Source organism: Daejeonella sp. AP26, from assembly GCF_056680515.1.
Genome location: NZ_CM155286.1, coordinates 3,843,048 through 3,869,584, shown reverse-complemented (window position 1 = coordinate 3,869,584; position 26,537 = coordinate 3,843,048). Strand labels below are relative to the sequence as shown.

The 26,537-nt window shown below is 41.6% G+C and carries 15 protein-coding genes; 7 read left to right on the top strand and 8 right to left on the bottom strand.

Annotation, left to right across the window (positions count from 1 at the left end):
* The first annotated feature begins 107 nt into the window (after positions 1–107).
* Entirely contained in the window at positions 108–7,259 is a 7,152-nt protein-coding gene (locus AC1MCB_RS16515; RefSeq protein ID WP_479965817.1) for an Ig-like domain-containing protein, read from the top strand.
* An 80-nt stretch (positions 7,260–7,339) separates the two neighbouring features.
* Here the strand turns inward: AC1MCB_RS16515 and AC1MCB_RS16510 are convergent, their stop codons facing one another.
* The 6 genes from AC1MCB_RS16510 to AC1MCB_RS16485 form a co-directional block, all read right to left on the bottom strand.
* Positions 7,340–8,761 (bottom strand): APC family permease, encoded by a 1,422-nt coding sequence (locus AC1MCB_RS16510; RefSeq protein ID WP_479965816.1) that lies wholly within the window; start codon positions 8,759–8,761, stop codon positions 7,340–7,342.
* Positions 8,762–9,281: 520 nt separating this feature from the next.
* Positions 9,282–9,917 carry a rhomboid family intramembrane serine protease gene (locus AC1MCB_RS16505; RefSeq protein WP_479965815.1) on the bottom strand — a complete coding sequence of 212 codons (636 nt, stop codon included), beginning with the start codon at positions 9,915–9,917 and terminating at the stop codon, positions 9,282–9,284.
* Positions 9,917–11,662, bottom strand: coding sequence for a M14 family metallopeptidase (locus AC1MCB_RS16500; RefSeq protein ID WP_479965814.1), 1,746 nt, complete (start codon positions 11,660–11,662; stop codon positions 9,917–9,919). The genes AC1MCB_RS16505 and AC1MCB_RS16500 overlap by 1 nt, the downstream gene beginning before the upstream one ends.
* A 30-nt stretch (positions 11,663–11,692) precedes the next feature.
* The gene (locus AC1MCB_RS16495; protein ID WP_479965813.1) at positions 11,693–11,947 is read right to left on the bottom strand and encodes a 4a-hydroxytetrahydrobiopterin dehydratase; all 255 of its coding nucleotides are present in this window, start codon (positions 11,945–11,947) and stop codon (positions 11,693–11,695) included.
* Entirely contained in the window at positions 11,928–12,296 is a 369-nt protein-coding gene (locus AC1MCB_RS16490) for an MmcQ/YjbR family DNA-binding protein (protein ID WP_479965812.1), read from the bottom strand. The genes AC1MCB_RS16495 and AC1MCB_RS16490 overlap by 20 nt, the downstream gene beginning before the upstream one ends.
* Positions 12,296–13,009: a hypothetical protein gene (locus AC1MCB_RS16485; protein ID WP_479965811.1), complete on the bottom strand. Its 714-nt coding sequence runs from the start codon at positions 13,007–13,009 to the stop codon at positions 12,296–12,298. Before AC1MCB_RS16485 ends, AC1MCB_RS16490 begins: the two co-directional genes overlap by 1 nt.
* A gap of 102 nt (positions 13,010–13,111) precedes the next feature.
* Here AC1MCB_RS16485 and pepT point away from each other — a divergent pair, with 102 nt between their 5' ends.
* The 6 genes from pepT (at position 13,112) to AC1MCB_RS16455 (ending at position 22,894) form a co-directional block, all read left to right on the top strand.
* A complete protein-coding gene (pepT, locus tag AC1MCB_RS16480; RefSeq protein WP_479965810.1) occupies positions 13,112–14,368 on the top strand; it encodes a peptidase T in 1,257 nt (418 codons plus the stop codon).
* 434 nt (positions 14,369–14,802) lie between these two features.
* Entirely contained in the window at positions 14,803–15,822 is a 1,020-nt protein-coding gene (locus AC1MCB_RS16475; RefSeq protein ID WP_479965809.1) for a glycosyltransferase, read from the top strand.
* A gap of 2 nt (positions 15,823–15,824) precedes the next feature.
* Entirely contained in the window at positions 15,825–16,967 is a 1,143-nt protein-coding gene (gene glf / locus AC1MCB_RS16470) for a UDP-galactopyranose mutase (protein WP_479965808.1), read from the top strand.
* The gene (locus AC1MCB_RS16465) at positions 16,936–19,119 is read left to right on the top strand and encodes a family 1 glycosylhydrolase (RefSeq protein ID WP_479965807.1); all 2,184 of its coding nucleotides are present in this window, start codon (positions 16,936–16,938) and stop codon (positions 19,117–19,119) included. Before glf ends, AC1MCB_RS16465 begins: the two co-directional genes overlap by 32 nt.
* A 176-nt stretch (positions 19,120–19,295) precedes the next feature.
* Entirely contained in the window at positions 19,296–20,081 is a 786-nt protein-coding gene (locus tag AC1MCB_RS16460) for a hypothetical protein (protein WP_479965806.1), read from the top strand.
* 11 nt (positions 20,082–20,092) lie between these two features.
* Positions 20,093–22,894, top strand: coding sequence for an outer membrane beta-barrel protein (locus tag AC1MCB_RS16455; protein WP_479965805.1), 2,802 nt, complete (start codon positions 20,093–20,095; stop codon positions 22,892–22,894).
* Positions 22,895–23,181: 287 nt separating this feature from the next.
* Here the strand turns inward: AC1MCB_RS16455 and AC1MCB_RS16450 are convergent, their stop codons facing one another.
* Positions 23,182–24,222 (bottom strand): response regulator, encoded by a 1,041-nt coding sequence (locus AC1MCB_RS16450; RefSeq protein ID WP_479965804.1) that lies wholly within the window; start codon positions 24,220–24,222, stop codon positions 23,182–23,184.
* A gap of 33 nt (positions 24,223–24,255) precedes the next feature.
* Positions 24,256–26,415, bottom strand: coding sequence for a tetratricopeptide repeat-containing sensor histidine kinase (locus AC1MCB_RS16445; RefSeq protein WP_479965803.1), 2,160 nt, complete (start codon positions 26,413–26,415; stop codon positions 24,256–24,258).
* Positions 26,416–26,537: the final 122 nt, after the last annotated feature.

Here is a 26,537-nt window from a genome sequence, read left to right as displayed (position 1 = left end):
CACTTTCGTTTTTAAAAACCCTTTTACAACATCTAATATTTCTCCTGGACATCCCTTGATATTCTGCAGGAACTGAACTATTTGCTTATATCCTAAAATCTACGGTGATGAAAAAATACTCTATCCTTTACGATCGGAAGCATTTTATTTCTTCCAACATTCTTTCGAAACCAGCAGAAGTTTTTACAAAACTGACTCATTTGAAGAGGACGGGAATGCTGATTTTCAGAATATTTACTGTATTCCTATTAATGTATGTTTTAAATCCAACAAAAGCAAGAGCTCAAAACGAAAATATTTCAATCTGGAGTGCAACCACTACCCCTGGAACGATATCTGATCCTGACAGGAAATCTACAGAACTCGGTGTAAAATTTCGAGCTGCAGTAAACGGATTTGTTACTGGTATCAGGTTTTACAAAGGTCCAAATAATAGCGGCACACATGTAGGAACTTTATGGTCAAGAACAGGTACGGTTTTGGCAAGGGCAACATTCATTTCAGAAACCAGTACCGGCTGGCAACAGGTATTATTCAGTTCTCCTGTAGCCATTACTGCAGGCACTACCTATGTAGCTTCTTATCATGCAAATGTCGGCCGATATTCAATAAATGAAAATTATTTCACAACGAACATCGGAGTAAACCCGGTTTTACAAGCTCTGGCAAGTGGGGTCGATGGGGGCAACGGCGTGTACCGTTATGGAGCAAATAGCATATTTCCAAACTCGTCTACAAAATCAAGCAATTATTGGGTGGATGTAGTTTTTACGACCAGTATTGCTCCTGACACCACCCCGCCCACTGTAACTGCTAGTACTCCCGCTAATGGGGCTTCTAGCGTGAGCAGGCTGTCATCGCTCACGACAACTTTCAGTGAAGCAATAGATCAGGGAACGCTTAATAACACCACCTTTGAACTCCGGAATTCAAGTAACACAATTGTTCCGGGTGAAGTTACCTATAATTCAACTACCCGTGTCGCAACTCTTACTCCTTCGACAGCGCTCTCCTATTCAACTGTATATACAGCCACACTTAAAGGGGGCACGATTGATCCAAGAATTAAAGATGCCGCCGGGAATGCAATGGCAGCAGATTATTCCTGGAGCTTCACGACTGAAAATCCGACACCTCTGGTAGTGACTTCTACCTCACCGGCTAACCTGGCTACCGGCGTATTGACAAATTCTATTGTCAGGACATTTTTTAATCAGCCTTTAGATCCAATCACCATCAATGCCAACACAGTTGAACTCAGGAATTCGTCCGGTGGACTAGTTCAGGCCTCTATCGCATATAACAGTTCAACTTTGAGTACAACTTTGACACCATCTATTCCATTAGAAGTTTCTACGGCATACACGTTTACGCTAAAAGGAGGTGACACAGGCATTAAAGGTCAGGCTGGAAATGCGTTACCTGCAAATATTGTCACAAGCTTCACGACTTCCAGCCAGCAGACTTTAGTCGGTCCCTTTTCAATATGGGATCCAACAACAACACCAGTACCATTGCCAGCTACAGATCCGGAAACAAGAGCCGTAGAACTCGGAGTGAAATTCAGAGCTTCCGTTGATGGTCTGATAACGGGTATCCGGTTTTATAAGAGCGCCACGAACACCGGAGAACATGTGGCAACATTATGGTCCCGGACGGGAACAAATCTGGCACGAGCTACTTTTATCGGCGAATCTGCTTCCGGATGGCAGGAAGTTCAATTCAGCGCCCCGGTCGCTATCACAGCCGGCACCACATATGTTGCATCCTATCACACAAATACAGGTCGTTATGCAATCAGTGAAAATTTTTTTACGAGCAATGTGACCACACCTTATCTGCAAGCGTTAGCGCAGGGCGTTGATGGACCAAATGGAATCTACAGATACTCAGCTAACAGTATTTTTCCGAACTCACCGGATAAATCAAGTAATTATTGGGTAGATGTTCTTTTTGTAGATAATAATCCACCAAGAGTGACTGCCACAACTCCCCTGGCAGGAGCAACATCGGTAAGTACCACTTCCACTATAACCGCGACCTTTAGTGAAGGTATCGACCCAACTACATTAAACAGTAGTACTTTTGAATTAAGAAATGCCGCTAATACCGTCATACCGGGAGCGATAACCTATAATTCTGCAACAAGAACCGTAATCCTGACACCTTCTGCTGCTTTGGCTAATTCGACGGTATATACGGCAACTCTTCGAGGTGGTTCTATAAATCCACAAATCAAAGATCTGGCCGGCAATACATTAAGCACCAATTATAGCTGGAGCTTCACTACCGCGGCAGCCATCACCCCTAAGGTAACCGCAACCTCCCCTCAAAATGGATCGACAGGCATTTTAACAACGGCAAGTTTAACCGCCACTTTTGATCTGGAAATTGACACGGCAACCTTAACAAATACTACTTTCGAATTAAGAAATGCCAGCAATGCAGTTATTCCGGCTACCATAAGCTATAACACATCTACCAGAACAGCAACGTTGGCACCCTCCGCCGCCCTGGCTTATTCAATGCAATACACGGCAACACTGAAAGGAGGTGCCACAGATCCGCGGATTAAAGATCTCGCGGGTAACCCGCTTGCAGCCGATTTCATTTGGAGTTTCACTACCGTTGCCCCCACTCCCCTGACAGTAACAGCTACTACCCCTCAAAACGCTTCCACCGGCGTCCTTATAACTGCAAATATAACTGCCACTTTTAATAATGAAATTGACGGAAGCACCTTAACCAGTTCCACTTTTGAATTAAGGAATGCCAGCAATACCATTATTCCAGGAACTTTAACATATTCTTCAGCAACGGGTATTACCACGTTAACACCATCCGCGCCTCTGGCTAATTCAACTGTGTATACAGCAACTCTTAAAGGAGGTCTCTCAGATCCACGCATTAAGGATCTGGCCGGGACTGCCTTGGCAGCTAACTTTACCTGGAGTTTTACCACTGCTCCCGTGATTGCGCCCTTGATAGTCGCTAATACACCAGCAAATGGGGCTACAGGTATTTTAACAACGGCAAATTTAACCGCCACTTTTGATCTGGCAATTGACCCGGCAACCTTAACAAATGCCACTTTCGAATTAAAAAACGCCAGCAATGCAATTATTCCGGCTACGATAAGCTATAACCCATCCACCAGAACAGCAACATTAGCACCTTCCGCCACGCTAGCTAATTCAATGGAATACACGGCAACACTGAAAGGAGGTGCCACAGATCCGCGGGTTAAAGATCTTGCAGGCAACCCACTTGCAGCAGATTTTGTCTGGAGTTTCACCACCGTTGCGACCACCCCCTTGATGGTGACAGCGAATACCCCTCAAAGTGGGGCCACTAACGTCCTGACGACTACAGACATATCTGCCACTTTTAACAATGAAATTGACGAAGCTACCTTAACCAGTTCCACTTTTGAATTAAGGAATGCCAGTAATACCGTTATTCCCGGAACTCTAACGTATGCTTCAGGAACTGGTACTGCTACCTTGACACCAGCAACCGCTCTGGCTAGTTCAACGGTTTATACAGCAACGCTTAAAGGAGGTCTTTCAGATCCACGTATTAAGGATCTGGCCGGAAATGCTCTTGCAGCAAACTTTAGTTGGAGTTTTACCACTGCTGCCCTGGTTGCGCCGGTGGTAATAGCGAATACGCCAGAGAATGGAACTACCGGTATCTCCCGGACTACGACGGTGACCGCTGTATTCGATCTCCAGATCGATCCGGCAACGATAACCAACAATACTTTTGAATTGAGAAGTTCGAACAATACGCTAATTCCTTCAATAATAGACTACAATTCAATTAGCAGAACAGCCACATTAACGCCGTCTGAGCCACTGGATTATTCAACGGTTTATACTGCGACATTAAAAGGTGGTTCAATCAATCCACGTATTGAAGATATAAACGGTCATGCATTGGCCGCTGATTATGTATGGAGTTTCGCAGTTGTAGATGCACCGGCGCTTGTAGTGATTGGAAATAATCCCTCCAATGGAGCAACAGGGGTTTTAACAACGGCCTCAGTAAATGCGACCTTCAATCATGACATCAATTCGGCAACTTTGACTACCAGCACATTTACACTAAGGAATTCCAGCAACACTGCAATCCCTGGAACGATAACCTACGATCCGGAGACCAGAACCGCAACATTTATGCCTTCTACTGCGCTTGCTAATTCGTCGGTATATACAGCAACATTGAAAGGGGGGACTACTGATCCAAGAATAAAAGCTATCAGTGGAAATGCAATGGCCACCGATTATGTGTGGACTTTTACCACTATTAGTGGTGGCCCTCAAACTAGTAGGTTCTCAATTTGGCCTGCAACTACAATACCTGGCAGCCTGCCCGCTAACGATACAGAGCCAGTGGAATTAGGAGTAAAATTCCAGGCTTCAACAGATGGCTTTATTACCGGAATTAGATTCTACAAAAATCTAAATAACACAGGTACACATATTGGCAATCTATGGTCTCGCAATGGTACAAACCTTGCCCGGGTAACCTTTTCGACAGAAACTTCATCCGGCTGGCAGGAGGTGCTATTTAATACACCAGTTGCAATAACCAAAGGGACTACTTATATAGCTTCCTATTTTACCCCAACAGGGAATTATTCATTTGATGGAAACTACTTTGCCACCTCAGGGTCAGGCACCGATCCGGTGGTGGCACTACAAGACGGTAGTGACGGTCCAAATGGAGTATTTTCTTATTCTTCTGCATCAACGTTCCCATCATTCACCTTTAATTCTACAAACTATTGGGTGGATATTGTATTTGAAACTATTTTAGGCCCCGATGTCAAATCTCCCACAGTAACTTCGACATCGCCGTCAAATCAGGCCACCGGAATATCTATCTCCTCTGATGTTTTGGCTACGTTTAGTGAAGCAATAGACGAGGGAACTGTTAGTAATTTATCGTTTAAACTAAACAATACCTCGGGTCAGACAGTTTCAGCCGTCGTAAGTTATTCATCAACTTCAAGAACGGCCACCTTAAGTCCTTCTTCCCCACTCGAATACTCTACGGATTACGTGGCCACACTTAAAGGAATTCGAGATCAGGCAGGCAATATGATGGCAGACTTTGCCTGGACTTTTAAAACCAGTCAAGCTCCTCCACTTCCTCCTGCAGAAGGGCCTGGTGGGCCAATCCTCGTAATTAGCTCCGCTTCTAATCCTTTTAGCCGCTATTCTGTTGAAATTTTGAGAGCTGAAGGACTAAATGAGTTTAAGGCGTTGGATATTTCAGCTGTAACTCCTTTGGTTCTGAGTGAATATGATGTTGTGATTTTGGGAGAGCAACCTTTAACATTGTCGCAAGTGACAATGCTGACTGATTGGGTCAATGGTGGCGGAACTTTTATTTCATTCAGACCTGATGTAAAATTGGCTTCACTATTGGGTATCACCCGCACTACTGGAACCGCAGCCAATCAATATTTGTTGGTGAACACGGCAGCGGGGCCTGGAATGGGGATCGTCAACGAAACCATTCAATATCACGGCACTGCAGATCTGTACACTTTGAGCGGAGCGACAGCTCTGGCAACTTTGTATTCAACAGTAAATACTGCAACGACCAACCCGGCCGTGACAAGTAGAAATGTGGGCGTAAATGGGGGTCAGGCAGTTGCATTTACTTATGACCTTGCCCGTTCAATTGTTTATACCAGGCAAGGAAATCCGGCCTGGGAAGGACAAGACCGGGATGGCCTTGCACCTGTCCGCTCTAACGATTTATATTATGGGAATGCATCTTTTGATAGAAAACCGGATTGGATTGATTTTAAGAAAGTTGCCATACCTCAGGCGGATGAACAACAACGATTACTTGCAAATATTATCATTCAAGGAAATTTGGACCGCAAACCTCTCCCTCGTTTTTGGTATCTTCCAAAAGGTTTGAAAGCTGCTGTGGTAATGACTGGCGACGACCATGCTAACGCAGGAACGATAGCGCGATTCAATCACTACAAATCGATAAGCACCTCCAACACCGCTGACGCAGTGGCCGATTGGATAGCTATCCGAAGCACCTCCTATATCTATCCTTACACCCCAATAACTAATAGTCAAATTAATGCATTCCAGGCAGATGGTTTCGAAATTGCACTGCATCTATATACAGATTGCGGACCCTTTACAGAAACTTCCTGGTTGAATTTCTGGAATGAGCAGTGGAACGACATAAGCACAACCTTCCCAGCACTGAATGCGGCTGTAAGCAACCGAACGCATTGTTTACCATGGACTGACTGGACTAGTCAACCCAAAAATGAAGCATCCAAAGGGGTAAGAGTAGATGCAAATTACTATTATTGGCCAGGATCATGGGTTCAAAGCCGTGCGGGAATGTTTACCGGGTCAGGTCTACCTATGCGTTTTGCGGATCTGAATGGTAACATAATTGATTGTTACCAGGTAACCACCCAGGTTACTGACGAATCAGATATTAGCAATTACTCCGTTTTTATTAGTTCATTACTTGATAAAGCTAAAGGTCCGGAGGGATTCTATGGTACTTTTTGTGCGAACATGCATACAGACAATGGAACTTCCACAGGCTCTGAGGCGATCATTAACTCAGCAGTTGCGAGAGGGATCCCGGTGATTTCTGCTAAACAGTTATTAACCTGGCTGGATGGGCGTAATAATTCAGCGTTTAAAACTCTTACGTGGAATAACAATGAGCTGAATTTCGATTTAATAGCTGCAGATGGGTCGCGTAATTTAAAGGGCATGCTTCCGTTGAGAACATTAACAAAGGAACTTAGTATGATCCTTAAAGGAACTGCTACGGTTCCATTTACTAAGGAAACCATAAAGGGGATTGAGTATGCGTTCTTTGATGGAAAAGATGGAAACTACACTGCGATTTATGGAACTTCGGCTCAGCCTCTCGCTAACATATCTGCAATTTCTGAGATGAACTTGCTAAATAGCAGTCAAAAAACACTGAACCAGGATATAAAGCTTTCTGTTTATCCCAACCCTTTTGCGAAATACGCCACAGCCGAGTTTAGTACGCCAAAGAATGAGGAAAAGGTCTATTTAGACGTTTATAATGTAAACGGAGTAAAAATTAAAAATCTTTATGAAGGGCCAACACTGGCTAATGAACTAAATCGATTTGAGATTAATAGCTTAAACCTTTCACCCGGTGTTTATTTTATTCACTTTATCACACCACAAAAAACGGTAACTACGAAAGTCATTACAAATTAAAACCCTGAATTCGCAAACTGCCTATATGATGCATCCATGCCGGCTAATGAAACGAAAACGTTCGCGAAGCGTACGTGAACCTAAGAAATGCTTTCGTTAGCCGGCACTATTTTATTCCTGACTTTTCTTTTAAACCAAAAATACATCGGCACCCCGGTTAGCATAAGTACCAGTCCAATGGACGCTTCGCGTGGTCTTGTAATAAATGTATTGAAAAACAAGCCTGCGCAGAATAAGATGAAGATGCCCGGAACTATAGGGTATCCCCACACTTTATATGGCCTTTCGGCATCAGGCATTGTACGCCGAAGAATAAAAACTCCTAAGGCTGTAGCACCATAATATATGAAAACTGCAAAAATCAGCATGTCAGTAAGTTGATCAAAACTGCCTGAAAGTACGAGCACTGAAGCCCAAACGCATTGGAACTTGAGGGAATTGGACGGAACATGTTTACTATTAAGTTTTGCAGCACCAGAGAAAAACATTCCTTCTTTTGCCATGGCATAATAGGGTCGTGCACCTGTTAATATGCTTGCATTGGTACATCCCAAAGTGGTAACAAGGATTAGCACAGAGATGAACATCACACCACTAGTTCCCCAAAAAGTCCGTACTGCTTCAACTGCAGCGATTTGATTCCCCGCCTGGTATATTTCGGTGAGCGCAGGAATTGATAAAACAGACAGGTAGGTAGCGTTAGCAAGAAGATAAACGCCAATCACAATAAAAACCCCGATAACAACGCCTTTAGGTAGAGTATGTTTAGCATCCTTGATTTCACCCCCTATAAACCCAATAGAATACCAACCCTGATACGCCCAGAAGGCAGCAAGCATAGCAGTGAATAAGGCACTGATCGTAACCGGCGAACCAGTAGCAGTACTCATTTGAACACTTTGTGAAACAACAGCTGAATTACTGCTTAAGCCGAAAAAAACAATCAGTCCGATACCGGCAAAAACCATTAGTAGAATAGCATTGCTTACGCCAACTCCCGTTTTTATTCCTCTCGTATTTACCCAGGTCAGGAAGATAATGAGCAGTATAGCCGTCAATTTAACCGAAAAGCCCATAAATGGGTAAAACACTCCTGCAATGCTTACGTCCTTATAGGTTTCGAAAATTTCCGGCAGATTAACAATACTGTCAAAAGACTGTGCAAACACGTAAGCTATCGAAGCAATAGCTGCAGTCTGGATCACTGTAAATAGCGACCAACCAAACATAAAGGCAAAAAATTTATTGTAGATCTTTTTGTAGTAAGCGTATTCGCCACCCGTGTCAGCGAGCAATCCGGCCACCTCCGCATTGCAAAGGGCACCTAATAGCGTAATAATTCCGGCGACAGCCCATGCGATCAACACCCAGCCAGAGGATCCTAGCTCTGCCGACATTGGGGCAATCTTTTTATATACTCCCGAACCAATAATATTTGCAATGACTACTACAATAACATATCGTAATCCTAATGACTGGCTAAGCTTCGAAGTGGTGCTCATAATGAGAATAAAATATACCCTAAACTAGACTTATTTCGTGGCAAACAAGCTAGCTTCACTAATTATTAGGGTAAAATGAATAGTTTTAAACTACAGATCATACGATATGTGATATAAAATATGGAAGACTTGCTCCTTTAAATGAAGAATTTCGCCGATGAAGCACATGGTGAACAAATGCGAAAGTATACATCTGAAAGGTATATTGTTCATCCTGAGCGAGTGATGCTCATCTGCATTAAGGTTTGGATAGTTTTTTTGATATAAACATATCGGAAAAGCCGCAAAGAACTCGACACTATAAGGCTTTCAAAAGCCATTGCTACTGCTCAAACAATTAAATATGCTGATCTGATTGATAATGCTTGTGATATTATTAAACATGACCGTCCCTTTGGTCGGAAATATTTAGGCGAAGCAAGAATCTACTTCAGGATGTGAAGAATGGCAATGCCGATCTTCGCGAACGGGAAATCAAGACACTCGATAAGTTAGCCGGTAAAAACGCTTTCTAAAATCTCTATACCCGGCCTGTGAGTTGGTTTACAAAATATCCTGCTATATCGGGATAAAAGATTATGGTGAGAAGTACTCCCGTTAAAGCTCCATAAAAATGGGCGTCGTGGTTAATGGCATCCCTTGAGTTACGCGCTGCATACCAGCAATATCCTAAAAATAAAAATCCGTAAAGAACTGCCGGAATAGGAAAAGGTATAGGCAGAATGATCATCTTATTAAGCGGATAGAACAAAATGTAACTGAATACCACCGCACAAACAGCACCTGAAGCACCAAGGCTATTAAACCAAAAGTGATCTTTGTGTTTCATGATAGAGGTGATGTCACTTAAGATGATGCTTACCAGATATAATATTCCAAACTGCACATGCCCCCAACTACTTAAGGATGCAAAGGTTTTTTCGAGAGGGAATGCAAAGAAGAAATAAGAAAGCATATTTACGAATAAGTGGCCCCAGTCTTTATGAATTAAACCGCTGGTAATTAATGAGTACAATCGCTCCCCGCGACTCACACTATATGGATGAAGCATAAACTTACCATAGACCGTGGCATTAGAAAAAGCGTACAAGCTGGTAATAATGGTAAACAGGAAGATGGCAGTCGCAACAGGGGTATCGGTTATAAAGCTTTCCATTATTTAAGGTCTAGTTTGGTATTATTTATTAAACGCCCAACAGGATAGCGTAAGTGTGTTTTTTCGTAGTAATCAGAATGTCTGTACACCCAATCCAATGCTGCTGAAGCAGTTTTAAATAACTCCGGATCTTCAAGCTTTTCTTCCTGGAATAGTTTCGATAACTGTTTGTCATTATTAATCAGGGAAGCCGCTTCATCCTCGAAGACATATGCAGAAAAATGCTCTTTCTGTCCGAGCACAGAATCAAAGAAATTCCATGCAAAAAAAGAATCTACACCCTCGGGTTCAAGTGTTTCAACAATATAGCGGTTCTGCGGCTGATTCACGTAGACCAAATAATCGCCGCTATAATAGTTAACTCGTTGTAATTTCGGGAGAACCTTCACATCGCTATGAATATAGTGTCCTTCATAAGGCCGCTGTACAGTTTTGTAATCGGCAATGTAATACATCTCAAGATCAAGGGTAGTGTCCTCTCGAAGCCGTCGCATTTCCACCCCGTTTAATCTTAGGAGACTTATTACCTTCTCCCAGGCCTGGGGTATTAAATAAGCAAGTGGTTTTTCGACTTCAACATTTGCAACGTATTTATCCCAAACTTTTATATCTCTTTCGAACGGCGAATTTCGGTCATAATATAATCTGCTGAACCCGCTTACTTCGCTTAGTTTGTATCTCGCCTCGTAGCCTTTAAAGCTGAACAATTCGAACTTACGTTTATCTAGCTGCCATCTAAGGGGGAAACGGGTTTGTGTTCTTATAAGCTCATCAGCTTTCTCCTTATTTTCACCTATTAGATTAGCGTCTTTCTGAACAATATTGATCACTTGCCGCATAAACTCATAGGTTGACTCGACACGCTGTTTATAGGGCTTCAGCATATGGGTTTCAGGCATAAAGCCGATAGCATTATGTAAAGCTGCATAACCGGTACTGTACCTGGCGGTTTCCAGAAAGCCCACGATACCCGAATCGGGCGTTTCATCTATACTATTAACATAAGGAGTTAGGGGGTAACCGGCCGCTTTCATGCCAGAGTACAAATCCGGAAGCATTTTATTGCTCAGGTAATCTGCCAATAGTGGTTGAAGCTTATTCTTCTGTGTGGGTATCAGGGTGATAATGTATTGATAATCTGCCCCGTTGCTGGTATGATTGTCAACAAATACCTCTGGTTTCCAGGCACTGAATATCTCCTGAAAACTTTGAGAATTTTTTGAATCGCCTTTGATGAAATCCCGGTTAAGATCCAGATTTTGATAGTTTCCTCTGAAGCCATAACTTTCAGGCCCGTTCTGATTGATTCGAGATATACCTCTGTTTAAACTTCCATCAATGTTGTATACCGGAATGATACATATCACGACATCTTCTGGAAGCTGATCCTTTTCAAGCAGATCCCGGGCAAGCATCATAGTAGCATCAATACCTTCCGGTTCACCAGGGTGTATGCCGTTATTGATTAATAAGACGCGTTTATTTTGTTTGCGGATAAGCGCCGGATCAAATATTTTATGTCTGGACAATACGACCAGGTTGAGCGGCTTGCCAATGTCTGTTAAGCCGCATGTAAGCATTTTTACCTGGGAGTATTTAGCGTCTAAAGCTTCATAAAAAGAGATAACTTCCGAATATTGAGCAGTGCTGTTTCCATCTTTACTTTTTTCGAAGGGAGTTAACTGAGCAGAAGCAAGATGGTTCAGGGATTGCATAAAAAATAGAAGTAGTACTAGGTTTTTCATTTATCTGCTTTTGCTGATCTGGCAAATATATTATCCAAGGCCCAGCTTATCTATTTGCGCAGCAAGTTTGCGGTCTTTGTCAGTAATTTTGTTACCCTCTGAGTGAGTTGACAATCGAATGGTTACCTCATTATAAACATTTGTCCAATTGGGATGGTGATCCATCTTTTCTGCCAGTAAAGCTACAGAATTCATAAAGGCCCATGCGTTTACGAAATCCCTAAATTTGAACTCTTTAACCAAGGCTGATCCGCCTTCATCGGTATTAACTTCTTCCCATTCCATAACTTTTTAATAAGTTCTGCTTATTTTTTGAAAGACTTGATACAACCAAATCATAAGAGTGATCAATCATCTCTTTTAGCTGTGGCTCCGTCAACCTCCCCTTGATGTAGACACTGTTCCAATGAGTTTTATTCATATGATAGCCGGGCTGCACTTCTTCATATTCTTCGCGAAGTCGTACAGCTTTTTCCGGGTCACACTTAACATTAAAACTATCCGGATTGTTAAGACCAATCAAAAGGAACATCTTATCTAATACTTTGAAGACAAGAGTATCTGGTCCGAAAGGCAACGTTTCGGCGACTCCTGCTTTGGTCAGACAGTAATCACGAAGTAATTCTATATTCATTAGTACCTGAACGGTCGATAATGCACGCCCTTGCGACCAAAGCAGTACTTAAGGCTTAAAGTGGCATAGCTATACATATCGTTATAATTATTCTCAAATTTCTCAGGCGGGTCGTTAAATCCATCCATTCCCTCACCAAAGGTTAGATTCATCTGATAACCCGCGCTGAGTATGTATCGTGTTTCACCCCAGTCATCCACAATGTTAAAACCAATACCTGCCATCGCCGGCACAACAAGGTTAACTCCAGAGTCATCGCCTGGAAAAGTATATTGATTGGGGAGACCATCAGGCTTAATTCGCGTAACAAAAGTCATGTTATTAAAAATAAAACCACCGCCCGAACCAACATAAAGGCCCTTAAAAGTATTTAAGATGCTCCGCCGATTGTAATTCAGAAGTTCCCCTAATGAAAACTTCATGTTGAAGATTAAAGCTTTATAAGTATTTTCAAATTCACGCAGATGTGGATCAGTCAAGCGGTTACCACCTGTGAGTTTGCCGAATTGTCCTTCAGCACCAAGCACAATAAAGGGGGTTAAATAGAAGTCGGAGTAAAGTGTTGCTGCCGGACCAGTCCTGTTTGTATAAACGTCAGAAAACGGTCTATTAGGACCCGCGCCCAAGCCAACACTAAAACGGTGAAAATTATACTGCGAAAAAGTATTGGAGAATTGGAATAAGGCAAACAAAAAAAATACAAACTTTTTCAAACCGTTAATATTAAATTAAAGCCTTAAAATTATAAAAAAACCGGCTGTACCTTTGCAGGTGAAATAGATCTGCAATAAATATACATTTTCAAACAAGTTTTTATGCATAGTGATTACAATTCATTTTCAGCCGCGGACCGCTTTCTTAGATACGTTCGGATAGATACACAGTCTGACGCCTCCTCTGATACCTGCCCTTCTACTGAAAAGCAAAAAGACCTGGGACGTTTATTGGTAAAGGAACTGGTTGAGATTGGGATAGCCGACGCTCACATCGATGAACATGGTTACGTGTATGGCACCATTCCTTCTAATTCAATAAAAGAAGTCCCGGTAATTTGTTTTTGCTCCCATATGGATACCTCTCCCGATTGCAGCGGTGAGAACGTTAAGCCCTTGGTCCATAAGAATTACCAGGGCCAGGACCTTGTTCTGCCTGACGACCCCAACCAAATCATCAGAATGTGCGATCATCCCGACTTGAAAAATCAGTTAGGAAATGATATCATCACCGCTAGTGGTACGACCTTACTAGGAGCGGATAACAAGGCGGGAATCGCCGAAATAATGGCGATGGCGAAATATTTTATCGACAATCCCCAAATCAAGCATGGCGCAATTAAGATCTTGTTTACTCCAGATGAAGAAATCGGCAGAGGCGTAGATAAAGCAGATCTGCAAAAGCTAGGTGCTGACTTCGGATATACCGTTGATGGCGAAGCGGCCGGCTCGATAGAAGATGAGACTTTTTCTGCAGATGGTGCAGTTCTTACAATAAAAGGCGTTAGCTCACATCCCGGATTTGCGAAAGGGAAAATGGAAAGCGCCATCAAAATAGCATCGGAAATTGTTGCTTCGCTTCCAAAGGAAAACCTATCTCCGGAAAGCACCTGGGACCGAGATGGGTTTATTCATCCAACGGGGATAAATGGCAATGTTGAAGAAGCAAGAATAGAATTTATTATTCGCGATTTTAAAGAGGAAGGCCTTTACACCAACGAACAGATTATCAATGAGATAGCAAAACAGGTTATATCCCAATATCCTAACTCCACTTATAAACTTAATATTACCCCACAGTATCGAAACATGAAGTCGATACTAAACCGCTATCCGCAAATAATTGATTACGGAAAGAGAGCAATCAAAAGGGCCGGGCTAGAGCCAAATCTGCGTAGTATTCGCGGTGGTACTGATGGCTCACGGTTGTCGTTTATGGGTTTACCCTGTCCGAACATTTTTGCAGGCGAGCACGCTTTTCATGGTAAGCATGAGTGGGTATCCGTCCAGGATATGAATAAAGCTGTCGAAACAATTATTCACCTTGCTATGATCTGGGAAGAAGAAGCGCCCTCCTAATCGCCGAAATTTCCTTTAATCATATCTAAGAGAGGGCATTTTAGGTTCACTATTACACTTAAAACTTGCTGAAAACCAGGTAATTCGCACGCGGAAAATACGTGGTTTTGATTTTAACATAAAGATGAAACTGCCTATACCACCTTGGTAAAGGCTTTTTTTTTGTAGATAAACACGTGATTGTCCAATAACCAACACCGTTTAGCCAAACGATTTATAGGTTTCTATTGTTATAATTCTACAACTACCTACTAATTATGGATAAAAAGCTAACAAGTGTTAATAAAATTAGCACACGACCTGCTACGAAAAGAATCTTACCCTCTAACATTTTTTGTTTTTCACATTTACGCTGGGATTTCGTTTTTCAAAGACCGCAGCATCTTTTAACACGGTTTGCAAAAATTTTTAATGTATACTTCCTTGAGGAACCAGTGTTTGAAAATACGGCGATCGCTTATCTCGCTAAATCGTTAAAGGAAGAAAACTTATGGGTTCTAACTCCGCATCTGCCTGAAGGACTGACCTATACTGAGATTATCGAAACTCAAAAACAATTATTGAGTGAGTTCTATCACACAAAAAATTTGAATGATTTTGCTTTCTGGTATTATACACCAATGGCTTTGGAATTTTCCCGGGAGTTTAAACCTGCAATTGTAATATATGATTGTATGGACGAACTTTCTGCGTTTAAATTCGCGCCATCGGCAATAAAGGAACTTGAGAAGGAACTTTTGGCTAAAGCTGACGTTGTCTTTACAGGCGGCCAGTCGTTATTCGAGGCAAAGCAGCACCAACATTCTAATATCTTCCCGTTTCCAAGCAGTATCGACAAACATCATTTTGAAAAGGCCCGTACATACAAAAAATCGCCAAAAGATCAGATTGACATCTCAAAACCGAGAATTGGTTTTTTCGGTGTAATCGACGAACGATTCGATATCGATTTGATCGCTGAAATGTCTGAAATACGTCCTGACTGGCAGTTTATGTTAATTGGTCCGGTGGTGAAAATTGACCCTGACATTCTGCCAAAGGCAGAAAATATTCATTACCTGGGCTCCAAAACGTATCTGGAGCTTCCGGAATATTTATCGGGCTGGGACATTGCGTTAATTCCTTTTTTGATAAATGAATCAACTCAATTTATTAGTCCAACAAAAACTCCGGAATATCTGGCTGCCGGAATTCCGGTTGTATCAACCCCAATTAAAGATGTGGTTCGACCATATGGAGATAAGAATCTGGTTCATATTGCGAGTACTGCCATAGAGTTTGTAACAGCAATCGACAAACAATTAAATACTGATAAAAAGTGTTGGCAGGAAGAAGTTGACGATTTTTTAATGCAGAGCTCCTGGGATCTGACATGTTCAAAAATGCTCTTCCAAATGGAATTAACGCTTTTAAAAACAGCGCAAGTGAATCAAATAACTGTCTCAACAAAATAACTATGTTCGATTATCTTATAGTGGGTGCGGGGTATGCGGGAAGCGTATTGGCAGAAAGATTAGCACGCGTTGCAAATAAAAAAGTTTTGATTATTGACAAACGTAATCATATCGCAGGCAACGCTTATGATTATTATAATGAGGATGGCATATTGGTACACAAGTACGGACCACATATATTCCACACCAATAGTAAAGACGTATTTGAATACCTATCGAAATTTACTGAATGGCATAATTACCAGCACAAGGTTCTGGCAAGTGTTGATGGACAAATGGTACCAATGCCTATCAATCTTAATACAATTAATAGCCTTTATGGTCTTAACCTTAGCAGTTCAGATGTCGAAGATTTTTTCGCTTCACGTGCAGAGGATATAAAAAAGATCACTACATCAGAGGATGTGGTGGTAAGTAAGGTGGGAAGAGAGCTTTACGAAAAGTTTTTTAAAGGATATACCCGTAAGATGTGGGAACTTGATCCTTCCGAGCTTGATGCTTCGGTAACCGCCAGAGTACCTACCCGCACAAATAAGGATGACCGGTATTTCACAGATACCTACCAGAGTATGCCTTTGCATGGTTATACTAAAATGTTTGAAAAGATGCTTGCACATCCAAACATTAAGATTATGCTAAATACGAATTACCAGGAAATTATGGATGAAATCAGTTATAAAAAATTGATCTTCACCGGGCCGGTAGATGAATATTTCAATTACTGTTATGGGAAATTGCCTTATCGTTCTATTGAATTCAAGTTTGAAACTTTAGATAAGGAAGGGTTTCAGCCCACGGGTACCGTTAATTATCCTAACGATTACGGCTTTACCCGTATCACTGAATTTAAATACTTAACTGGTCAGAAAAATCCAAAGACATCGATTGTTTATGAATTTCCTAAGGCGGAAGGTGATCCATATTATCCGATCCCCAAGCCTGAAAATGGCTTGTTATATAAAAAATATCAAGCGCTGGCGGACCAACTATCAAATACCTATTTTGTTGGACGTCTGGCAACTTATAAATACTACAATATGGACCAGGTTGTTGCCCAGGCCCTTTCTACTTTCAAGAAGATTTTGAATCACGAAATTTCTAAACCTACTTCTGATGAAAAGAACATCCTTAAATCGAAAAATTGAAGTTTGGGGGGGAATAGAATGTACTTATAATCGGGTTTCTGATGCCTATTTTGATCAGCTAAATTATACTGGTCATTACGAGCGTGACGAAGATATTAATCTTTTTGCCAGCTTGGGAATAACCCGGATGCGATACCCTATTTTATGGGAGAAATTGCAGCCTGAGGCTGATATCGAAATTGACTGGAGTTGTGTGGAGGACAAACTGAACCGACTCAAACAACTCGGTATTTCACCGATTGCCGGTCTGGTGCATCACGGGAGCGGGCCGCGATATTCAAACATTTTTGAGGATTCATTTCCGAAGTCACTCAGTGATTATGCATCAAAGGTTGCAACAAAATTTCCATGGATTGAATACTACACGCCCATAAACGAACCCCTTACTACCGCACGTTTTTGTGGACTATATGGAATCTGGCATCCACATAAAAAAGATGATAAAAGCTTTGTTAAGATTCTGATAAATGAGTCCAAAGCAACAATCATGGCCATGCAGGAGATCAGAAAGATTAATCCTGAAGCTAAATTAATACAAACTGAAGATCTCGGTAAAACCTACAGCACACCGATGTTGAAATACCAGGCGGACTTCGAAAATCAGCGCCGATGGCTGTCTTTTGATCTCATTTGTGGTCGGGTAACCCCTGTGCATCCGCTGTGGCAGTATTTATTAAATTCCGGAGCTAAAAAGGATGATCTCTTTTATTTTATTAAATATGCCTGTGTACCGGATACCATTGGATTTAATCACTATCTAACGTCTGAACGATATCTTGATGAAAACCTGGATAATTATCCCACCCATACTCATGGTGCTAACTTTCATCATCAGTATGCGGATGTAGAGGCTGTTAGAACTGACCATTTAGGAGTTTTGGGTCTCAAAGGCTTACTCGAAGAAGCGTGGAATTATTTCAAAATGCCCATAGCAATTACGGAAGTGCATTTACATTGCACCCGTGAAGAACAATTAAGGTGGTTTAACTCTGTTTGGATCTCTGCCAATGAACTAAAAAACGAAGGAGTGGCAATTGAAGCAGTTACCGCTTGGGCAATGCTTGGTTCCTTTGGTTGGAATAAACTTCTAACCGAAGAAAATGGTCAGTATGAAAGTGGCGTATTTGATGTCCGATCGGGGGTTCCCCGGCCAACTATCTTAACCCAAATCATACAATCCTATTCAAAAGGCCATTCATTTAACCACCCTGTGTTAGAAGATGAGGGATGGTGGAAATCAGACAAAAGAATTTTATATCCCTTTAAACATAAAAATTTTTTACCACCTAAAAGTGTTGGCAATTCATCACCAATATTGATTACAGGAAAAACCGGCACCCTTGGCCACGGCTTTTTCCGCGCTTGCTCATCTCGGGGAATTTCGCACCAGTTACTAAGCAGGGAAGAGTTGAATATTGAAAACCTGCAACAAGTTGAAAAAATAATTAAATTACGAAAGCCATGGGCAATAATTAATACGGCTGGTTTTGTAAAAGTGGACGATGCGGAAGACGATCAGGATAACTGCTTCAGAGCAAACACCACGGGGCCTGAAAACCTGGCTTTAATCTGTCGTAAATATGGTGTGAGGTTTCTTACCTTCTCTTCAGACCTTGTCTTCGATGGACAGAAATTACGTCCCTATGTAGAAACTGATGATGTTTCACCCTTGAGCATTTATGGCAAGAGCAAGGCGAAAGCAGAAGAATTGGTTCTTAAGCTTGATCCAACAGCATTGGTAATCAGAACAAGTGCATTCTTTGGACCATGGGATCAGTACAATTTTGCCTCACATGTTTTAAGTTCTCTTCAGAACAATCTGCCTTTGAATGCTATTGATGATGTTTTCATCTCGCCCACCTATGTCCCTGACTTGGTGAATACTGCCCTTGACCTACTGCTTGACGGAGAATGCGGTGTATGGAATCTGGCTAATGATGCTGAAGTTAGCTGGGCAGACTTCGCCCGCGAAATCGCCATGAGGGGATCGTATAATCCAAATCTCATTACGAGGGTTTCTCTAAATGAAATGGCATTGAAGGCACTCCGCCCTTCTTACAGTGTATTGAAAAGTGACCGGGGGGGCCTGCTCGCTAATCTTGATAACGCTTTAGAGCGATTTTTTTCAGATAACGAACTTATTATTAAGTAAGTACACCACTTCTCTGTAACATCAACTACATTCAACAACTTCGACATAATTAATTATGTAAGTATCTTAGTTCACCTAAAGGAAGCGGATATTTTATTAAGGCCGTCTTTATTAGGAGTTCTAATTAAATAAAATTCCTTTTTAAACTTACAAGGGATTTCTAAGTCGAAGTACAAATGAATCAATCTCTGCGTCGTTCTCTTATCCTTTTCTTCATCGGAAGTCAATTTTTTCTCTTTAGAACAACGATAGCGCAAACTATCAAAAATGATGACACGATAATTAGCAGCTGGGCCACAAAATCTATTAATATTGATGGACTGTTAACAGACTGGAATGATTCACTTCAATACTTCAACGAAGACACACAATTCTCTTTTAAAGTCAAGAATGACGAAAAGACGCTTTACCTGGCTATAAAAAGTCAGGATAAACAGAACCTTAACCGAATACTTGCCCGTGGTATTAGTTTTTCTGTAAATACCGATGGTAAAAAAAAACCAGGTTCCACTGTTATTTTCCCTGTGCTGGAGCGCGGTAGCCAGCCAGTGAAACCAGTAAAAGGGCAGCCAGACGCTAAAGAAGCGCAGGCACATATCCTCGCCCGAATTCAGCGAATAAACGTCACCGGGTTTCCTGATATTCTCGATGGACCTGTCTCAATTAATAACACATACGGAATTAAAGCAGCAGCAAGTTTTGATTCAAAAGACAACTTGGTGGTTGAGTTAGCTGTCCCTTTACAACAATTAGGTGTTACAACCAGTCAGGGATTAATTGCGTTGCTGGTTGAAATAAATGGTGTCAAGCAGCCCCGAGGAGCTTATAATCCCAATAGGAACTCCCAAAGTGGAATGTATGGTTATCCCCGCCGTGACTATCGTTATGACCGCGGTCCAATAACTAATAAGGAAAACTCAGCAACCGGGTTTTGGATAAAAACTACACTCGCTAAAAATTAAATGATAGATAAATGAATAAAACTTTACTTCTCCTGCTTTTCGTTGTTTTCAGTTTCTCTGTAGCCGCGCAGACCGGCAGGCAAGTAAGTGGATCAGTTATCGACTCATCCGGAAATAAGATTATTGCAGCAAGCGTAAAATTGGTGTCCGCGACGGACAGTTTGACCACTAATACAAATGATAAAGGCGAATTCGCATTTTTAAACATAAAGGCTTCTGATTTCAGCATCCTTGTCACCCGCCTTGGTTTCGAAACTGTTAGCAAAAGATATCAAAAAACGGGAGATGTCTCAAACATCTTATTGGATCCTATAACCATGAACTTTGAAAGCAAATTGCTGAATGAAGTGGTTATCTCCGGCACCCCCAAAGTAACCATTAAAGAAGACACCGTAGAATATAAGGCTTCGAATTACGCTCTGCGGGAAAACGCTTTAGCTGAGGATCTGCTAAAGAAATTGCCGGGCGTAGAGGTTGACAAGGATGGTAATGTTACTGCACAAGGTAAAACCATTACTAAAGTACGGGTAAATGGAAAAGACTTTTTTGGTGGAGATGTAAAGACTGCTACCCAGCAGCTTCCGGCAGATATTATCGATAAGATCCAGATTATAGAAGATTATGGCGATCAGGCTAACCTGACAGGTATCAAAAATGGTGATCCTGAAAGAATCTTGAATATTGAGATCAGGCCCGATAAAAACAAAGGATATATGGCTCAGGGAACAGTTGGCGGAGGAAATAAAGACCGGTATCAAGCGTCATTAACAGCAAATTCCTTCAAAGACAAACAGCAGCTCTCTTTCATCGGGAATTTGAATAACACAAACAGTTCAGTGTTCAACTTCAGCGGAGGCGGCGGAGGCGGAGGCGGAGGCGGAGGCGCCGTTCGTATGCAGGGTGGAATGAGAGGTGGCGGCAATAACGCTGGCGGTGATGGACTTACTCTTGTCGGATCTATCGGCTTAAATTACCGGGATGAATGGAGTAAGAAATTGTCATCCTACGGGAGCTACAGTTTTTCAAACCGCGACAATGAAGTAACCAGTAACCAGCTTTCGCAAAATGCTTTCGAAAATAATCTGATAGTTAATGATCAAAATAATACTAATACAACCACTAATATCAACCATCGTTTCAACTGGAATCTTGAGTATCGTCCGGATAGCTTGAACTACATCAAATTTTCGCCAAGCTTCAATTACTCCCAATCAGATGCCCGAGGATTTTCAAACTATACCCAAACCAATAATTCACAACCTAATTCTGCAGGAATTACCTCAAACAGTTCGGCCTCCATTACTCCGGCAATAGGCGGAAATCTGTTGTTAAATCATCGCTTCGCAAAACGCGGTCGCAACATATCGTTAAATTTAAACCTGAATAATTCAGACAGTGAGCAAGATCGCGATGAGTTAAACGAGTATACAAACTTCAGACCTACAGGAGACACTGAAGTCTATCGTCGCCAGCGTCTCGATATAATCAACAAAAGCCTTAACTCGGGCGCTACTCTCTCCTATAACGAACCCCTGACAAGAACTTCTAACCTGGAGTTCAGCTATACCTCGAACTATACGAAGTATGAAAACGACAGGGAAACTTTTGACCTCAACCCACAGGGCTCTAACCTGCGGATCGATTCTCTGAGCAATAACTACGATTATTCATTTGCAACTAATCGATTCGGACTAAACTACCGGGTTAATCAGAAGAAGTATAACTATTCCCTGGGTGCCAGCATCCAGCCCAGTGTGCTTGAAGGGAATTCAATTATATCTAACCAACTGGTTTCTTATCGTAATACCGGGCTCAATTTTGTTCCAACTGCCAGATTTTCATACAATTTCTCTCGAACACGTGCTTTCAATGCCAGCTATTTCGGCCGCAGCAATGAACCCGGTTATACTCAGTTACAGCCGATAGCAGACCTTTCAAACCCTCAGTATCCTATTTTTGGTAATCCAAACCTAAACGCTGAATTTAATCATAGGTTCAATCTTCGTTACAATAACTTTGAATTTAATACCGGCAACGTATTGTTTACTAATCTTTCAGCATCCTTTACAGAGAACAAAATCGTAACTGATATAACAACCCGTCTTGACGACCCGGCAGTAGGCCTTGTCCAGGAGACCCGTTATAAAAATACAGATGGATACTATACCTTAAATGGCTTTTATAATTACTCAAAGCCCTTTGCAGAACGTAAATATGTGGTATCTATCAACGGTTCTGCTAACTATAATAATAACGTTTCCTTTAACAATGGCGAGAAAAATATTGGCAAAAACTGGGTACTAACTCAAGGATTGAATACGCAGATAAATCCTGTTGAGTGGCTGGAGATGAACCCAGGCGTTAGTTACAGTTACAATACCAACACCAATGACATAGTTACTCGCTCAAACACAAAGGTTTCTGCTTGGGGTGTCAACTTCAACAGCAAAACCTATTTCCTTAAAACATTTCTTATTGGCATTGACATGAGGAAAACTTTCAATAGTGGATACAGCAGTTTACTAGCTGCCAATCCTTTTATAATAAACACTTATCTCGAGAAACAATTTTTTAAAGGCAAGAACGGAACTTTACGTCTCCAAGCTTTTGACCTTTTGGATGAGAACATCAGCGTATCACGCTCGCCTATAACCAGTGCTAATACAATTGTAGATAGCCGAAGCAATCGTTTATCAAGATATTTTATGTTGAGTTTTACCATGCGACTGCAAAGCTTTAACGGTCAACAAACGCAGATGCGAATGCCAGGTCGTGGTGACAGGATCGAGGTCAGAAGACAGGGAGGCGCATAGTTCGTTAGTATGATATAAATGTAAGTACAGGCCGGAGATTGAGATTCGGCCTTTTTATTGCTTCTAAAACGGCCGCCCCAAACCTTATCGAACGTTTGTGGTTATTAGAAACTAAAACCTTATACATATGAACAATTTCTTTAGAGCAATTATTGCAGGTTATGGCGCCAAAAAGCTTGGCGGTGGCTGCATCGGTACCATTGTTGTTTTTATTTTAATCTGGGTTGCCTTAGGATATTGTTAATCCATGCGACTAACGCATCAATATAGCTGAGAAAGTCATTTTCTCAGCTTAAAACTTCATAAATCGTTCGTGTACCTTCTTTATGTTTTAATGTTGTCGTACCAACCATCTCACATTTAAAAGATTCCTTAATCTTTTCGAAATCATATTCATCAATAATGATCTGACCAGGTTTAGCTGCCGCCTTCAATCGCTGAGCTGTATTAACAACATCTCCAATAACTGTGTAATCAAGTCTACGAAGACTAGCAGAGCCAATATTTCCTGAAATCACCTCACCGCTTTTGATCCCAGTAGAAACCTCCGGTAAGAAGTTCAGTTCCGCAGAAATATCCGGCAATTTATTTATATGCTCACGAACAGCCAGAGAAGCTTCAACTGCGCGGTCTAAATGATATTCACCTCGAAATACCGCCATTATCGAATCGCCCATAAACTTATCAATGTGTCCATTTTGAGCGATTATCTGCTTAACCATAACTTCAAAGTAATTGTTCAAAAGCTTAACAACTTTATCTGCCGGCTCTTTCTCGGTAATGGAGGTAAAATCGCAAATGTCAATAAATACAACCGTTGACTCTATAGTTTCGTTTGCCAGTAGACTTGCTTCAAATTCCTCCCGATTCATGAAATTTAAAACTGTCTCGTCAACATACATTTTAAGAATATTATTCTCCTTGATAGCCTGAAGAGTTTGCTTTACCTGTAAAATATGCTGCATAGTTTTTTCGATGGTTAGTTCCAGATCAGCAAAATTTACAGGCTTACATATAAAATCAAAAGCACCGAGGTTCATGGCCATCCGGATGTTATCCATGTCACCATAAGCAGAAACCATTACGGTTTTTACAAGTGGATATAACTCATTAATTTTACCTAATAAAGTCAGCCCGTCCAATTCAGGCATTTTGATATCGCTAAGTAAAATGGCTATCTCAGGATCCGCCTTAAGTTGCTCGAGTGCTTGGTTACCATTGAACGCGAAAGTAAAATGATATTTCTTTTCTCTGATCTGTTGACGGAACTTTTGCCGGATAAGTATTTCAAGATCGGTCTCATCATCGGCAACTAGAATTTTTACCATCTTATTTGAATTATAGCATCATACTAAGCAGCGTTAGACTGTACTGGCAGACAGCACTTTATCCCGCACCGGCAACTGAATAGTAAACTCTGCGAAACCATCTTCACTGGTCTCTACCTTAATTTCTCCACCGTGCCCCTTTGTTATAATATCATAACTGAGCGATAGGCCTAAACCTGTACCCTGTCCGGTTGGCTTTGTCGTAAAAAAGGGCTGATAAATCTTGCTAACTGCATTGGCTGGTATTCCCATCCCATTATCTCTGATCTTGATTTCAATCCCATCGTAAAGACGCTTTGTTCTTACAGAAACTTCGGGGACATAACTATCTCCCTTGAGTTTTTTCTTTTCAGAGACTGAATAGAAGGCGTTAGAGAATAAATTCAACAATACCCTTCCCATGTCCTGCGGATTAACATTGACCGGCTGGATGTTTGGGTCGAAGTCTGTGTGGATGGTAACGCTGAGCGATTTTTCTTTTGCCCTGATGCCATGGTAGCTTAAGCGCAGGAATTCGTCAACAAGTGAATTAAGGTCTGTCTCTTCCTTTCGTCCGGAACTACTTCGCGAGTGCTGAAGCATTGCCTTCACAATTTCATCCGCTCTCTTTCCATGGTGACTTATTTTTTCCAGATTCGAAGTAATGTAGCTGATCAGCTCGTCCACTTCTGCTTTATCGGCGCCCCCCAGCTTCTGAACCGCGCCTCCTTTCAATTCTTCCAGCAACTCCTCCGTCACCTGCGAGAAGTTATTTACAAAATTAAGGGGATTTTGAATCTCATGAGCAATGCCGGCTGTCAGCTCTCCTAACGAAGCCATTTTCTCTCTTTGAACTAACTGAGCCTGGGTTGACTTCAACTCGACTAAGGCTCGCTGCAGTTCAAGTTTCTGTCGGTTTAGCTGAACGTTTGCTGTGTGTTTCTGCTTATTACTCCGAACCAGCACTATCGCTAATAAAGCTGCCAATAGTAAACCGGCAGTTAAAGTATAAGTTAGATGCCGCTGATGTCTTGCCTCCTCCATCCTAAGCTGTCTTTCCTTATTGAGCATTTCAATTTGGGTTTGCTTTCTATCAAGTTCGTATTGAAATTTCAAGCCTGCCACCACACTCTTCTGATCTTCCCCTATCAGACTATCCTTATAAGCGATATATTGACGTTGCGCCTGATATGCTTCAGGAAACTTATTGTTGGCTGCATATGCCTGGGCAAGTACATTAAATGTATTATGAATGTTTCTTTTAAAGCCTATTTTCTGTGCGGTATTCATTGAGCTTGTCGCATAGTATAATGCGCTATCTGCGTTGCCGGAATTCAGGTAGGCTAGTGCTATCTGATAAGAAACGTCCGCAATTCCTTCGGGATCATCCAATGATTTGTAAAGAGATAAAGACCTGAAACCGTACTTGAAAGACATAGGATACTTTTTTTGAATCACCGTCATTTCCAACAAATTACGTAAAATGAGAGCTGTTAACCGTTGATTACCCCTGGTTTCAGCAATCGTTAAACCTCGCATAAATGTTGCCTCTGCTTGTTGAAATTTGCCTTGATCGCTGTAGATACCGCCAATATTATTCAAAAATCTGCCAATTTCATCTTTATCTCCTCTTTGCTCTTGAATTGTTAATCCGGACTGGTAATACTTCAAAGCTAGTGTCAAATCTCCGATCTCCTTATAGAGAACCCCCACATTACCCATTATTGAGGCAGCCTCCTTATGCTTGCCAGTACTCTCAAAAATTTTGACCGCCTGTAAGTAATTTTCCAATGCTTTCGGATAATCCGACTTACTATGATATACCGTCCCTTTCCCATTAAATGCCCAGGCTAGAGCAGTATTGTCGCCAATTTCCTTTGCAAGCCGCTGATTCAAATTAAAATATTTCAACGCAGCAGGGTAATCAGCCCTCTGGTAATAATACCCGCCCAAACGGCGCGAAGCTGTCACCTCTCCCTTCCAATATTTTAGCTTACGTGATAGTTGAAAGGCTTCAAGGGCAACCGGAAGACTGCGTTTTGAACCTGAGCCCTGTAGCTCATAAGCAAGCTCATTAAGGACCTTTACCCTGTTAGTATCCTGAGTTAAATGGTTTTTCAAGAAAATTTCCAGACTGTCTATCTTTGGATACTGAGCAAAGGCAGCGTTCAGGTGAACAGTAAAGACAGAAATTATTAGAGCGATTAATTTCATAGCAATTTAAAGCATCTGGTGCACTTGTGAACACTAATAAAAAATTGTCAAAAACAGGCTTAAAATCTCGACTCTGTTCGAACCAACAAAAGGAAGGGGCAAAAAATGAATAAACAGGTATC